This window comes from Nostoc sp. DSM 114167 (genome assembly GCF_052692655.1).
Map to the genome: position 1 here is coordinate 3,213,214 of NZ_CP195116.1, position 13,988 is coordinate 3,227,201.

General features: G+C 39.0%; 15 protein-coding genes. 8 read left to right on the forward strand and 7 right to left on the reverse strand.

Annotated features, from left to right (window positions below):
- Positions 1-33 precede the first annotated feature (33 nt).
- Positions 34-3,120, reverse strand: a complete 3,087-nt coding sequence (locus NSTC731_RS13680) for a plasmid replication protein, CyRepA1 family (protein WP_445631280.1) — start codon at positions 3,118-3,120, stop codon at positions 34-36.
- Positions 3,121-3,780: 660 nt separating this feature from the next.
- Here NSTC731_RS13680 and NSTC731_RS13685 point away from each other — a divergent pair.
- The 3 genes from NSTC731_RS13685 to NSTC731_RS13695 all read left to right on the forward strand — a co-directional run bounded on the left by NSTC731_RS13685 (position 3,781) and on the right by NSTC731_RS13695 (position 5,556).
- The gene (locus NSTC731_RS13685) at positions 3,781-4,203 is read left to right on the forward strand and encodes a hypothetical protein (RefSeq protein ID WP_445631281.1); all 423 of its coding nucleotides are present in this window, start codon (positions 3,781-3,783) and stop codon (positions 4,201-4,203) included.
- 17 nt (positions 4,204-4,220) lie between these two features.
- Positions 4,221-4,364, forward strand: coding sequence for a hypothetical protein (locus NSTC731_RS13690; protein WP_445631282.1), 144 nt, complete (start codon positions 4,221-4,223; stop codon positions 4,362-4,364).
- A 415-nt stretch (positions 4,365-4,779) separates the two neighbouring features.
- Complete coding sequence (locus NSTC731_RS13695) at positions 4,780-5,556, forward strand: hypothetical protein (RefSeq protein WP_445631283.1); 777 nt, start codon at positions 4,780-4,782, stop codon at positions 5,554-5,556.
- An 88-nt stretch (positions 5,557-5,644) separates the two neighbouring features.
- Here the strand turns inward: NSTC731_RS13695 and NSTC731_RS13700 are convergent, their stop codons facing one another.
- The gene (locus NSTC731_RS13700) at positions 5,645-5,944 is read right to left on the reverse strand and encodes a Txe/YoeB family addiction module toxin (RefSeq protein WP_445631284.1); all 300 of its coding nucleotides are present in this window, start codon (positions 5,942-5,944) and stop codon (positions 5,645-5,647) included.
- A gap of 80 nt (positions 5,945-6,024) precedes the next feature.
- Between NSTC731_RS13700 and NSTC731_RS13705 the strand changes: the two genes are divergently transcribed.
- The 3 genes from NSTC731_RS13705 to NSTC731_RS13715 all read left to right on the forward strand — a co-directional run bounded on the left by NSTC731_RS13705 (position 6,025) and on the right by NSTC731_RS13715 (position 7,746).
- Positions 6,025-6,315: a DUF2281 domain-containing protein gene (locus NSTC731_RS13705; RefSeq protein ID WP_445631285.1), complete on the forward strand. Its 291-nt coding sequence runs from the start codon at positions 6,025-6,027 to the stop codon at positions 6,313-6,315.
- On the forward strand, positions 6,315-6,689 hold the full coding sequence (locus tag NSTC731_RS13710) for a type II toxin-antitoxin system PemK/MazF family toxin (RefSeq protein ID WP_445631286.1): 375 nt from the start codon (positions 6,315-6,317) through the stop codon (positions 6,687-6,689). Before NSTC731_RS13705 ends, NSTC731_RS13710 begins: the two co-directional genes overlap by 1 nt.
- A gap of 256 nt (positions 6,690-6,945) precedes the next feature.
- Positions 6,946-7,746 carry a tetratricopeptide repeat protein gene (locus tag NSTC731_RS13715; RefSeq protein WP_445631287.1) on the forward strand — a complete coding sequence of 267 codons (801 nt, stop codon included), beginning with the start codon at positions 6,946-6,948 and terminating at the stop codon, positions 7,744-7,746.
- A 50-nt stretch (positions 7,747-7,796) separates the two neighbouring features.
- Here the strand turns inward: NSTC731_RS13715 and NSTC731_RS13720 are convergent, their stop codons facing one another.
- Together NSTC731_RS13720 and bchB are read right to left on the reverse strand one after the other, a co-directional pair.
- Positions 7,797-8,015, reverse strand: coding sequence for a hypothetical protein (locus NSTC731_RS13720; RefSeq protein WP_445631288.1), 219 nt, complete (start codon positions 8,013-8,015; stop codon positions 7,797-7,799).
- A 149-nt stretch (positions 8,016-8,164) separates the two neighbouring features.
- Positions 8,165-9,691 carry a ferredoxin:protochlorophyllide reductase (ATP-dependent) subunit B gene (bchB, locus tag NSTC731_RS13725; protein WP_445631289.1) on the reverse strand — a complete coding sequence of 509 codons (1,527 nt, stop codon included), beginning with the start codon at positions 9,689-9,691 and terminating at the stop codon, positions 8,165-8,167.
- Positions 9,692-10,227: 536 nt separating this feature from the next.
- Between bchB and NSTC731_RS13730 the strand changes: the two genes are divergently transcribed.
- Complete coding sequence (locus NSTC731_RS13730; RefSeq protein ID WP_445631290.1) at positions 10,228-10,926, forward strand: Uma2 family endonuclease; 699 nt, start codon at positions 10,228-10,230, stop codon at positions 10,924-10,926.
- Between the two features lie 256 nt (positions 10,927-11,182).
- Here the strand turns inward: NSTC731_RS13730 and NSTC731_RS13735 are convergent, their stop codons facing one another.
- The 3 genes from NSTC731_RS13735 to NSTC731_RS13745 form a co-directional block, all read right to left on the reverse strand.
- Entirely contained in the window at positions 11,183-11,560 is a 378-nt protein-coding gene (locus tag NSTC731_RS13735) for a DUF2358 domain-containing protein (protein WP_322687975.1), read from the reverse strand.
- A gap of 53 nt (positions 11,561-11,613) precedes the next feature.
- Positions 11,614-12,177, reverse strand: a complete 564-nt coding sequence (locus NSTC731_RS13740; protein ID WP_445631291.1) for a hypothetical protein — start codon at positions 12,175-12,177, stop codon at positions 11,614-11,616.
- A gap of 160 nt (positions 12,178-12,337) precedes the next feature.
- Positions 12,338-13,012 carry a HupE/UreJ family protein gene (locus tag NSTC731_RS13745; protein WP_445631292.1) on the reverse strand — a complete coding sequence of 225 codons (675 nt, stop codon included), beginning with the start codon at positions 13,010-13,012 and terminating at the stop codon, positions 12,338-12,340.
- Between the two features lie 193 nt (positions 13,013-13,205).
- On the opposite strand from NSTC731_RS13745, the gene NSTC731_RS13750 reads away from it, so the two are divergent.
- Positions 13,206-13,979, forward strand: coding sequence for a DUF416 family protein (locus NSTC731_RS13750; RefSeq protein ID WP_445631293.1), 774 nt, complete (start codon positions 13,206-13,208; stop codon positions 13,977-13,979).
- The last annotated feature ends 9 nt before the right edge of the window (positions 13,980-13,988 follow it).

Below are 13,988 nucleotides of genomic sequence, written 5' to 3' on the forward strand. Positions count from 1 at the left end.
TTCCAACTACTATTCTAATTGTTGCAACGAGGTTTATTTAAAAGCAGAGACTAACAAATTATCACTATATATTTTAACATGAGCCAACATCACCTCATCTCGTTGATGCCAAACAGCAAATATTTTCTGTCTGCCATCATATAGCGTTTCTAAATCAATTTGATAAACCTGATTCACTCGTTTCAGCTTCAAACCCAACAAATTTAATAGTCTACCGAGTATTTTGATTGCTGAAACTTGCTCTTTCTCGCCGACTAAATTAATACCAAGCGCTCTTTTAATATGCTTACTATGCTGAAAAGCAATATTTTTCAGCAATATCAAATCTGTATCGTTTTCAGTAAATTCGCGTTTTTCTTCGAGAAACTGGAGCATTCCTAAAGCTCTCATAGCTTCAACTTTGAGCGTGTAAGTTTTTAAATCTGGGAGAAAAACTTTTCCTTCACCCCAAGATAATTGCTGATGCCATTCTTGTTCATCCCTAACGTGAAAATACTCGCTTTCGTGAGTTAAATAATAGTGGATTAACAACTGACGATAATATCCGTGTTCATCTTGCAATTTCAGCCAAGGAGTAATTTCTACACCATACCTTTGCCTGAGAATATATTTGTTGATTTGGTTGCGTTCTCCATCCGTTAGGGAATGCTTAACTAACAATTGCTCATATTCCACATAATCGATATCTTTAGCATTGGCAACAGCAGTTGCTACCGATAGTTGGTTTTGCTGCTTAATTTCTTTAATTTTGCGTTTAATTTCTTTAGCTTTTTGACGACTTTGTGCCCAATCTTTTTGAACTTTAACAATTTCTAAAATTAACCTTTTGCGGGTAGCTAAATCATCGGCATCGGTTGCCAAAAATGCCAGACGTAAATCTCGAATAATATTATTATGGACTGCATTACTCCGCACTTGAATTTGATGCCCATCAGTAATTAAACCATCTTGCATCGATTGCCGATAGAGGCGAATAGAAGCATTTACCCTTGCAGATAACTTTGCCCAAGTCCGCAAATGAATCGGGTCATAAACTAAGGGTAAATCCACATCTATTTTATGTAGAGGACTCAACAAAGCTAAGTTTTCTTTTTGATTTTCTTGATACCAATCAGATAACAAGCGATAATTTGTACTCCCACTACCAATCAAACCAATACCTCGTTTAGCACACCAGACAACACGCGGTACATCATCCCGGACTCTTGCTAGCGCTTGTCTTGCTTCCGAGTCAGGAATTACCCCTTGAAAAATGCCATAAACACGGTCGAAATGTTGGACATCAATACTAATTCCCGTACCAAGGCTAGGGGTAACAAAAACGCCGTCATATTCCGATATTTTTTGATTAATCGCTGCGATAAAATCAACTGCTGCGTGACCCGGTGTATTTGTAGTGTAACTACTAACTACCAGAGTTTTAGGAAATTGCCGCCGTAATTTTTGTAGCCTTTCTTTCAAATAACGTTCAATTGTTTCACAACTATAACGCCCAGCGCGACTATCGGTAGTAACATAACATTTACGTCCAGCAAGTAAATCTAATTCTAATTGGTGAATTAGCGGTGTTGGGTTTGGTGAATCATAAAAAGTTACGTCCCAACCTTGGTGAGGCTTCCACTGATTGAGAACTACCCAAGGTGTTAATTTAATTCCTGCCAATCCCTGCAAATATTCTAGTGAGACATCTGACAAATCAGCATCTTGAGCAATTACTAATCCTCCAGTTGTTAAAACTGTAGCTATTAATTGTTGGAATAATTTTAATATTTTTACCCGCTTGTGCTTACAAGTATTACTATTTAAAAGATGCCATAAAGATTGCTCCACTTCATCTAAAATTATTATTGCTCCTCGCCAATGTTCTGGGTTAAGTTTCCAAATCGAATCAACGCACAAGCCGAGAGATTGCTGAGGGAATAGAGAGCGTAGGATAGGAGGAGCGGGGGTAAGTGTTTTATTAATCTTTTTCTCTGCATCGTCTTTATGTGTTCCCCATTGAATACCAATTTTTTCACACAAGAATCGTCCAAGTATGATTCTGTGAGTAATTAACAAAACGGGTTGGTTTCGACTTTTTGCTTGTCGAACAACGCCTTGCAATGCCGTAGTTTTCCCCGTTCCTTTCGCTGATTTGACTCCTACTAATCCAGAGGTGGGGAAAGGTATTTCACCTATATAAGGACGGTTAAAGGTAAGTGCAGCAGGAATACTTAACTCGGTGTGGGGTTTGGTTTGAGCAAGATAGATTTCTAAATCAACACTTTGGCGATAAACTTTCTCAAAATTATTTGCACCCTTAGCAACAATAAACTCATCAACTCCTTTTTCTATTCCTGGAAGTTCGATGACTTTTACAGGACAATTTTTTTGCTGAAATAAACAGCCAAGTTGAGAAATAGCATTGTTTACAGCAGCAATTGTCTTGGGTTGAGTTTCAAAATCAAAGCAAATGTAAAAACTGCGCTTTGTAATCGCAAACGCGGCTAAATCAGGAATTAGCTGACGACGGGTAACTTTACCAAATTCATCTTTCACAACTCGATAACCACTGGTAATTCCGGGAATGGCAATGGCTACATATCCTTGCGTCAACAACGTGGCTGCTTTCTTTACACCCTCGCAGATGATAAGGGGAATGTTCTGTTGCATCACCCATTGCCAAAAGCCTCCAGCCTCGCCATCAGGAGTAATAGTGATATTATCAGGCATGACCAGATTGTAACGCCCAGCGACTTGCTGCCACACTTGCAACGTTACCCGCAAACAAAACACTCGCGTTGGCGTACTTGGCGGATGCTCGTACTTGATGGACTTGCCATTGTGATTTTGTCGGGGTTGGTTTGGCTTAAAGCATCCCCATTCCATCATTTGCCAATTATTCAGAGGGTCTAGTCCCGAACACCACCAACCACCTTCTGTGATGTGAGCGTAACGCTGCAACCAACTACTTTTCACCATTCCGGTATTGGTGCGGGGGAGTAGCTCAGAAATCAATAGGTACTCATAAGCTGTTACACCTTGGAGCGACCTAAAATTGAGATGCACTAAGTGTAAGTCTATACCACTACTCTTGACTAACTCTTCAAGGTGTTGGGGGTGTAAATAGTGCAGATGCATAGGGAAAGGCGCGAAAGGAAGACAATGAGATTAAAACAGTAACATGCATCTGCTTTTTTTTAATACGCGAGATTGCGAGGCTTTTATGATGTTTTTTTTACTTCGTTGCCGGAGACACATCGGTTATAACTGTAGTGGGTTATTCTGCCTATTAGATCCCCGAAGTAATAATTTTGTATTGTGATATTTGTTCGCTTTTAATTTTTATTTATCAGTAAATTTCTACGTTAAGGAATGCGATCGCAAAATAACATCGCTATGAGGTAATATCTTCATATACTTCAGCAAAGGCTTTACACTGAGCATCCACTCTAGATCGCGCCTGTAACCTCTCTGAATCCAAAACGCTCACTCTACATAGCCTTTAAACCTCGCTCCAAAGGTTTGAGATAGTCTTGAGTATTAATTTTTCTTTGCGATCGCAGCTAATACAGATACCTCAACGTAAAACTTTTACTCCAGTAGTACGGTAACTTCTCAAGCTGATTGGAGGTAAAATAAACAACAACTTTTAAAATAAGTTTAATCTGCTTTATAAACCCTTTGCTTTTAGTTGCGAATGTAGGAAATATGGCTTTGTACTTTTTCATTTTTCCGTGTGTTTGTTTCATCACTGGCTATTTTTTATTTAAAAATAGAAATAATGAAATCTCACATTTAGTGACTGTATTTGCAGCTATCAGCCTGATTTTGGGTTTAATGTTAGCTCCTTGGCAGATTTTACTTCTACTATTAATTCTTATTATTATCAGTGCAAGCTATGAGTATTATACAAACAAAATAGTCAACAGAGAAACACAATCTACACAACAGCCAGTACTCAAATCAGAACCAGATTATCACTTAATCTACCGTGGAGCTTCCTATCATCATGACCTCAACCCCAAATTAGATGGGGAAACCACAGCATCAATAACCCATAAGTTGAGCTTTCGGGGATGTGCTTATATTGTTGGCGCCGATTTTAATACCCAATCGACTGGAATCATTACACCACAAGCAACTCATAAGTTGAGCTTTCGGGGAAGCACCTATTCTATAAATAGAACTACGCACAGAGAAATTAAAGAACAAAGTAGTTAGAAACTTGGTGCAAGTCTTTGAAAGTTTACATTTTATTGGCTCATACTTTCCAAATTCAAGAGGCGATGTCTACAATGGACTATGACGATCGCAAACACTACACTACCGATGAGATACTAGTGCTATTTATTTCAATTTCTGCTGTAGCACCTGCAATTTAATGTCATTATAGACTTTATGCCCAGCAATATGCGATACCAGTACAGAGCTTATAGCGATCGCACATCCTCGACTATTGCCTACTGAACTCTATGCTGCTTGATTATGCGATCGCTATAAATCACAACCATTTAACGAAATAACTCATACAGATACTTTGAGAAATAGTATATAATCTATGGCTTTGTCAAAAATCCTAGACGAACAAATAATGTTAAAAAATAAGAAAATATTGTGGAAACTACTGTTGAGAAAGTTTATTTTTTATATAAGTGAAGTGGAACTTCTTTAGTAAAAGAGATATCTAGTTAGTTTGATTATTAACTATTCACTCCTTGAGGAGGCGGTTAGTCTCCAGAAATAGACAACATATTTTTAAGCTGTAAAATTATGTGGAAATCAAAGTTAGTATTTAGATTGATACTGTCGACTGCGGCGATCGCCACTAGCGTGCAGCTAAGTTCAGTGAGTAACTATGCTATTGCTGAAAGTACATCTTCTAATGCGACTGTTGAATCTGGGCAACAAAATCAAAGTTTAGAAGATGCTAAAGTTGCTCTGGCAGGAGTTGGCATAGGAGCCATTGCAGGCTTACTAGTTTCTGGTTTATGGTATCAGAAACGTCGTTACCGCAAAATCCAGTCACGTGCCAAAATAAACCGCTTTCGTGAAGAGTTTCTCTGTGGCTCTTTAGCAGATTATTATTTATCTAATTATAAAGCAAATTCTTCACCTACAAATTCTCGGAAAACTTTACCAACACCCACTAAAGAAGAATCCCCTACTTCTGAGGAAACTTTCGTAACGCCAACTAAAGAAGAAATATCCGATCCATCTACTTCTGAAACAAATAATCTAGCAGCAGAACCTATGCTAACCGCACTATCTGACTGCTACCACAAGTTGATTGAGGAAATTATTAATACTGACCTTAAAGATAAAATCAGTTCTAAAGACTATATATATCGTCAATTAGTAGAAAATGTGAGTAGTGATAATGGTGAAATCTTTGAACGCTGTTTGAGCGATCGCTTGCATTCTACCCAATCTGAACTACATAAAGTAATCAATTCTCCAAGTTTATTCCAAAAAGAGACTCCTGAGTTAAAGAAAGCTCGTTTAAATCGCACCTTGAAGACATTACAAACTATTCAAGGGGAATGGGAACAAATTCAAAAACAAAAACTAAATTAAGCCTCAGTTAACACAACTGTGCAATAAATTCTCACAGACTGAAAAGCAAAAAACTTTTCAGTCTTGTTACCAAATATAACTAGCATTTTCAGTAATGATATCGAGCTTGAAGAAAATCAATTCGGTCGTTACTTACTAGATAAACAATCCGGTGTTCTTGAGTAAGTCGCCGCGACCAAGCATCTGAATCTAAGTATTTCAATGGTTCAGGTTTACCAATACCTGTAAAAGGATCTTGCATAATCGCTTCAACCAAGTTAAAAACACGAAGCGCAGTTTTGCGGTTTGTCTCTACCCAATATACGAGGTCTTCCCGAAATTCTGGATGAAATACAGCATCTCGAACTTTATTTTCTTGGGGTTGGGTTTCATCCTTCTTCTTCGTCAATTCCCAACTTCTGACGCAACCCTATTCTGAAAAATAGGGGCTATGAGTTACACTGTTCAGTAAAGATTGTGGTTGCAAGCATGGATTCTCTTAAAGAAAAGATTTTGGATAAACTAGAACGCCTTCCAGAAAATGCACAGCAGCAAGTTCTAGATTTTGTTGAGTTTTTAGAATGGCGAAAGAAAAATCGTCAACAAACTCGGCTATCTGTAATCAGTGAAGAATTAGATGAAGAATCTGATATGGGATGGCTAGAAACTGACTTATCAAATTTGGGTAGCTATGAACCTTATGATTGGCAACCCGGCGAACTAGATAAAGGTTTACCTGTTAAGTATGTTCCTGGGATGGGAGTAGTAATTGTTGAATAATGACAACTCGTTCTTTACAGTTTGGGGATGTTGTAACAGCACGTTTTCCTCAACAAAACCCTCAAGGTCGTGAGCAAGAGGGTTATAGACCTGCAATTGTTGTAGGGTTCCCAAACCGCTTGGGGATACCTCGCTTTTCGTTAATAGTTGTAATTCCCATGACTACTGATAGAGGGCAAACGTGGGCAATCGCTTCACCAGATTTATATCCACGTTTTGCAGCAGGAGTTGCTGGATTAAGTTCACCATCTATTGCTTTATTAGATCAAGTCAGAGTTTTAGATGTTAACCGTATTGTTGATTATCGAGGGAGTTTGACACCTGACGAGTATGAGCCTGTCTTGACTGGACTTCAGCGCATAATTAGTCCTTAATTTTATAGGATGACGATAATCACCCATAAGTTTAATCTTTATGAGTATAATTACTCTAAAATTCCATGAATATATTATATATTAATAAACCTTAAACCGTATAATCTCCGAGGCTATTCAATAATTCTAAAACATAAAATTGAAATGCGATTAATCGCCCACATACGTATGTTTTTTGGGCTTATCTGAAATTTATTGAGATATAACTGATTAGTTAACCTTCAGAATAAGATTAGCTACCGGAGAGTAAAAGAAAGTGAAAAATTTTTTGAGTATGTTTTTGGCTGGCTGGGGAGACAGTAGTTTAGAGCGAGGCAATACTGGGGAAGCACTTGAAGCCCTTAACCAAGCAATTAGTTTTGATCCCAATAATGCTATTGCTTACTTTAAGCGAGGTCTTGTCCGTACTGAATTAAAAGACTATGACCGGGCTATTCAAGATTTTAACCAAGCAATAAAAATCAATCCTAATCATGTTGTAGCTTATTCTCACCGGGGATTTGTTTATCTTCAAGTGGAAAATTACAAAGCAGCAGTTGAAGATTGCAATCGGGTATTAGGTCTTAATCCAAACGATGGGTTTACTCGTTATAACCGGGGACTTTCTTATTTAAGAGCAGGATACCATAAAATAGCAATTCAAGACTTCACTCAAGTGATTATCAATTATCCTAAATTAGTAGATGCTTATAGATATAGAGCCTTTGCTTATGCCATTTTAGAAGATTATTCCAGAGCAATGGAAGATTATAATCAAGTACTTGTATTAGATCCTAGCAATTTCTACGCTTACTATGGTCTAGGACTGATCTCTGTTATGAATAAAGATGCTAAAAGAGCAATTGAGCTTTTTAATCAATCATTAAAATTTGCTCCTAATTTTGCTCCAGCCTACTCATATCGTGCTATCGGTCGTTATATGTTAGGTGATCAGAGAGGTGCAATAGATGATTTGCAGAAGGCTGCAAATTTTTTCTTGGAGCAAGGTGATATGGAAGGCTATCAAACTACATTAAATACTATTAAAGATTGCGAAAAGAGACAATTAACACTATGAAAAGTCTTGTTACTGTATGAATATAGATAATTTAGCGATAATACCAAGTTTTATACTGCTTCTAGAGGTGGTCTTGGTGGTGGTGGTACTATATCCACTAATTTTTGATTATTAAAGTAATCTTTGATATCTTGGGCTATTTGCCCAGAAAATTCAAGACGCTCTTGAGTAGAATTTGCTAATAGCATAATAATCTTATCTTCAAAAAGCTCAATAGTGGCTATGGCACTTAAGTTAATAAGCCGATCGCCAACTCGAATAAACTTCATAAATATACAGATAAACTATCAGCTTTTATTATACATATTCCGTCTATTAAATATATGTAAAATTATTTGTAATTGAAATAATGCTTTATAAACAGTGAGGAGTATTTTTTACTCCTCACTTTAAAACAATAATAAGCTAACTCGTTAACCTATGCCCCGACAGCTTCCTTCGCAGCGTACAATACCTCAGCGTTGATTTCTTTAAAACCACGATCGCGGGCAAATTTCTCAGTATTACGCTTCACTTTGCCGCGCACAAATCCCGGAATTTTATTCAATTCTGCTTGACCATCTTTTGTCCAATTCAAATCAGAATCAGCAGAAATTCCCCTAGTAATAACTTCTTTGGTATCGTGACCGCCAAAGATTTCTAACAGGTGATCTTCCATTCCCAAAGTGAAGGAATTGTAGATCAAATCTGTAATTTGATTCGTGCCTTCGTAACCCATAAATGGTTTGTAACCAATGGGGAAGTTTTGGACGTGGATTGGTGCAGCAATTACGCCGCAGGGAATATCCAAACGCTTACCAACGTGGCGTTCCATTTGCGTACCAAAAATGGCAGAGGGTTCGACACGAGCGATCGCATCCCCAATTTCACCATGATCTTCGGAAATTAGCACTTCATCACAATACTCGCTCACCTGTTCGCGGAACCAATCTGCATCATATTTGCAGTAGGTTCCAGCCCAAACAACATGAATCCCCATTTCTCGCGCCAGAATCTTGGTAATGGCGGCGGCGTGGGTATTATCACCAAAGACCACAGCTTTTTTGCCAGTCAAGTTTTGACAATCAATCGAACGGGAGAACCAAGCAGCCTGAGATACATGCAGGGTTTGCTCATTGATGAAGTCTTCATAGTCAACTTCTGCACCTTGAGCGTTAATTATCTGCTGAATCTTGCGAATACAACGGGCAGTTTCCACTACACCCATTGGAGTAATGTCTATATAAGGTGTGCCAAATTGTTCTTCCAAGTAACGAGCTGTGGTTAAACCAAGTTCGCGGTAAGGCACTAGGTTAAACCAGGCTTGGGGCATCTTTTTCAAGTCATTCACCGAAGCACCTTCAGGAATTAAGGTATTTACCTCAATTCCCAAGTCAGCCATTAGCCGTTTCAGTTCGGTGCAGTCGTGATTGTTGTGGAAACCAAGGGTAGTAGTACCGATAATGTTCACCGAGGGCTTTGCAGTTTTGCCCTCTGCCAATTCGCCCCGCTTCCGGGCTTTTTCGATGTAATATTGGACAATTTGATCCAAAGTGCGATCGGCGGCTTGCAGTTCGTTGTAGCGGTAGTGGTTCACATCCGCCAGCATGACATCTCCTTTTGCTTCCAACTGCGCCCGTTCGACAAAGTTGTGCAAATCCTCTTGCAAAATGCTAGAGGTGCAGGTGGGAGTTAACACAATCAAATCTGGGTGTTCCTCAGCATCCTTGCGGGTGATGTTATCTACCACCTTCTCTTGGGAGCCGCGGGCCAAAACGTTGCGATCGACGACACTGGTTGTCACCGGAGTAAAATCCCTTTCCCGCGATAGCATGGAGCGCATGACGTTAAAGTAGTCATCGCCAAGGGGGGCGTGCATGATCGCATGAACATTTTTAAAAGAGCTAGCGATTCGCAGAGTGCCGATGTGGGCTGGGCCCGCATACATCCAGTAAGCCAATTTCATGTTTGTGTCTCCCTTTTAAACTCAAATAACTAAGTAAGTGGGCATAAAAAATAAGATGAGAGCTTACCACCAACCCCTTCAGTGCGTAGTTTACCGCCGTAGGCATCGCTCAGTGTGCCGTTGCTAGAGAAGGGGAGAGGTTTGGAGAGAGGTATTATCTTTGAATTCAGCCCATTTACTTATAAGTACTTGATTATTAAATCGTTTCTGATTTTCTCAAACCTGCTGGCTGAAAAAAAATAAGGTTTGTTGCGGGTTTTAGGTGAGGCGATCTGGCTGGAACTTATTTACTGCTTGGGATACAGCTATCAATTTCAACAACATTTCTGTTGGTTTTGTAAAAAAATCTTAATGTTTCACTAAATTAGACCTAACAAGAACAGCCCCTTCCTTACTAGCCTTAGAGAGTAAAATTCAAAGCCTCACTTCTAAAAGGAGAGAGGAATGGAAGTGAGGTCAGAAATCCTTCATTTCCTTCTCGGCAGCGTTTTTACCTAATTCGCTAAGATGTACACAAGCTCATTTTCACAACAATTATGGTGAAAGCACCCTCCCAACTTTGGACAATTCCTCCTTTGGAAAATGGCGACAAACTCACCCGCTACGAATTTGAGCGTCGCTACAATGCCACCCCTAACCTGAAAAAAGCTGAATTAATCGAAGGGATTGTCTATATTATGCCAGCTGCTCTGCGTTTCCGAAGTCACGGTCAACCGCATGGTTGGATTTTGACATGCCTTGGTACTTACGAAGCTGCAACTCCTGGTGTAGCCTTGGGAGTTGAACCTACCGTCCGCTTAGACTTAGATAACGAACCTCAACCCGATGTTGTTCTGTTGATTGTACCGGAAGCAGGTGGTCAAACGCGGCTGAGTGAAGATGATTATATTGAAGGTGCGCCAGAGTTAGTTGTGGAAATTGCTGCTAGTAGTGCGGCTATCGATCTTCATGGCAAAAAACAGGCTTATCGTCGCAACGGTGTCAAAGAATATATTGTTTGGCAAGTTTTAGACCAAAAGTTGACTTGGTTTTCTCTGGAACAGGGTGAATATTTGGAGTTAGTACCTGACAATGAAGGCATTTTGCGAAGTCGGGTATTTCCAGGGTTGTGGTTAGCGGTGACGGAATTATTAGCAGGTAATATGCAGGGTGTGTTGAAGGTTTTACAAGCAGGTTTGCAGTCTGCTGAACATGAGGATTTTATCAATAAATTGGGTAGGATTAACCCCCTATAAATAGGAAAAATATCTTAACCAATTATGTTTGCACACCAAATTCTTCTGCTTTAGTATGTATAGTTAATTCAGCAGAAATTTCCGGATTTTTGGCAGCCGTCATCATAATTAATGACTTTCGTGATTACATCTAGTGTAATAGCCAGAATTCAGTCCTAATTTTGTTTGCGTAGCATTTCGTCAGAGAAGACTAAAGTCCTCACTACAAACCATGAAGATTTTGATGGTAATTATATTATTTGAATCATCCACTTTTTCAAGAGGAAAAATGCTGTTTCACCACATCTAAGCGGGAACAGTTCCAATAATCGATATGGGAAATAATCAAACCATCAGAGTTAAGACCTAATTCACTCCAACCGGGAATAGAGATCCGTGGTTTCCAGGGGAGAGGAGTATTCCAACTAAGTGTCCACTCAGTTTTGATTGTGTCTCCTAAACGTTGAATATTATGTAAGTCCATCTTGGGATTTAAAAACCAAGTTTCGATAAAATTAATCATCGCTTTGTAACGTTTAACACCACGGAATTTATTCATCGGGTCTTGAAAATAAACCTCTGGGGCATAAATGCTGTAAGTTTGATTGACTGGGAATCTTTGATAGTCTTCTTTGAGGATTTCAACGAGATTCATGATAGATAAATATATTTGTAAATTGGTTGAATATGAAAACTGAAAAACTGAAATTAACCCTCATTCCATAAACGTTCTAACTGACGCCGCCAAGCAGTTAAGACTTCTTCTTGCGCTTGTGAAGTTTGATTTATTTCGCCCATCATTCCTTCTGCGTAAAAGCGTTCTAAACTTTGCATAGTAGCTTGCAGAGATTGTCCTTGCTGTTTTGCTACTTGAATAATTTGCCGGATGCGGCTTTCAACTAGTTGATTAAAGACATTATCTAATCTAGCCTGATGGAGAGATAAAAGTCGGTTGATTGCATTGGATAAATCTGCACTCACTAAAGTTTTGCTGTGATGTTGAAATACCGCCCAAATTACTCTTTCATGCAAAGCGTAACGTACTTCTTGAGTGTCATCAAAGTTGGCTTCTAGGAACTGTTCTAAAAATGGTTGGGCTTCTTGGATGGGCAGAATAGGCAGTAAAACTCGCAGCCAAGTATTATCTTCGGAAAGCAGCACCAACAGCCGAAAAGTAGGAGTGTCTACTTGCCACGATCCAGGAGCAGTCGTAGTAACAGCCGATGTGTCAAATAATTCTGTAAGCGTAGCCGCAATTTCTTCAGGTGTCATAACTTTTGATTTATATATAGCCTCTAGATTAGCGCAGAGGTGCATCAACATATTCACTAGAAAGCTCGATCCAGTTTAAAAACGCAGTGGGGGCGCACAGCTAGGTGTACGCCCCCACGAATGAATGTATTCCACTGAATTGAAATATCTGATTTAAATTTTAAATAAGCGAATTGCTCAAAAACACGATACCGATCGCACACAAAGCGAAACCAGCAAGGCTGATTTTCCAGGGTAAAATTCGGTTTATCTCTCCCATACCCATTCCAACACCAATTTCTCTAGCACTCATGGCAACGGCAAACAGAGTTAAGGTAATGCCTAGTATATAGGCAACGACTGATATTGTTCCTGCCCCAATAATAGATTCAGCATTAGCATAACCCTGAAATAAACCAGCACTGATGCTCATCAGCGCAAGCACCAGAAAGTTTAGTTGATTTGGCATCATCAGCATAGTACCAAAAACGATGGTAGAAATGGCGATGGCTATTTCTGTGCCTGGTAAATTTAGCTGAAATATATGAATTACAATGCCTAAAACTGTTGCCAAGACAAAACATCCAGCGATCGCAGCGCCACGAACAAATACAGATGAGAGTAAGCCAATCGCAACAATACCAACTAAACAATTCAAACTAATTACTGGATCTGCCAATCCCCAGACAAGGGCTTCCCAGCCGTTAGAGATGTTATGGTCAAATGGTGTTCCACTCAATGAACTCAGTAAGCTAATTAAAATTAAAGCTGCGATCGCTCCAATATGGCGATCGGCTAACTTTGAGGTATAAAATTCTGGTGAATTATGGAATTCTGATAATTTAGTTTTGAACATCACTATATGCCAAATTAGTTTTTTCGGTAATTTATACTACCCAGCTTTCAAAAAAAACTAACAGTTATGTAAAGCCGCAGTTGTAGGAACAGCCCTGATAATCAACTGTATTAATAATCACCAGCAATTTAAATTTAAGATGCGATCGTTGATTAGCGATCGTTTCAAATGACAATACAACTAAACTATAAAAATGAATCTAAAGTACGGTGAATTCGATATATTAGAGCGAGAACTAGAAGCTCTTCCACCGATGCATCGAGTGGCGTTTGCGGCAGCTTGTTGCGAGAGATTGTTTCCGAACTATGGCATTTTCTTGCGAGAAATAAAAGAACAAGGCTGGAATGAAAAAGACCCTATAAGAGAAGCACTTGACGAAATATGGGAATTTTTGGCAGGTAAAAAAATTGATGCGGCTAGATTTCGTGAGTTATTGTCTAATTGTGAAGAATATCCCTATGAGTATGAGAACGAAGAAACTCCGGAAGGACAGAGAGGTGCGTGGATTGTCTGTGAGACTATAGAACTTTGTCTCGAACAAATTCCGCAAGAAATTATTTTAGTAGCAAAAGAAATAGACGAAACTCTTTTTATGTATATAGATTATTTAAAATGCGAGTCTGAAGGCCATAACTCGCAAGACATTCCACACGAACAACTATTACAATTAGAAATTTGTTTAGATCGAACTACGGAACAGACCATTTCAGTAGTAAAACAAATACATGAAACTCTTTTTGAGTATATAGATTATTTATGCCAGTGTGAAGACGAATACTCAGAAGACATGTCCCATGAAGAACTAGTAGAAATAGTTTCCAACCATCCGTTTACAGTACGAGAAATGGCAAAACAAAGCGAAGATTTGCGGCGCTTGCGAGAAACTCCCGCGTTAACTGCTGAGTTTTTACAATGGCTGCGTATTTCTTCTCAAAATGGTGGTAAAAGTCTGCTAGATTTAAGTTGAGAAAAATCG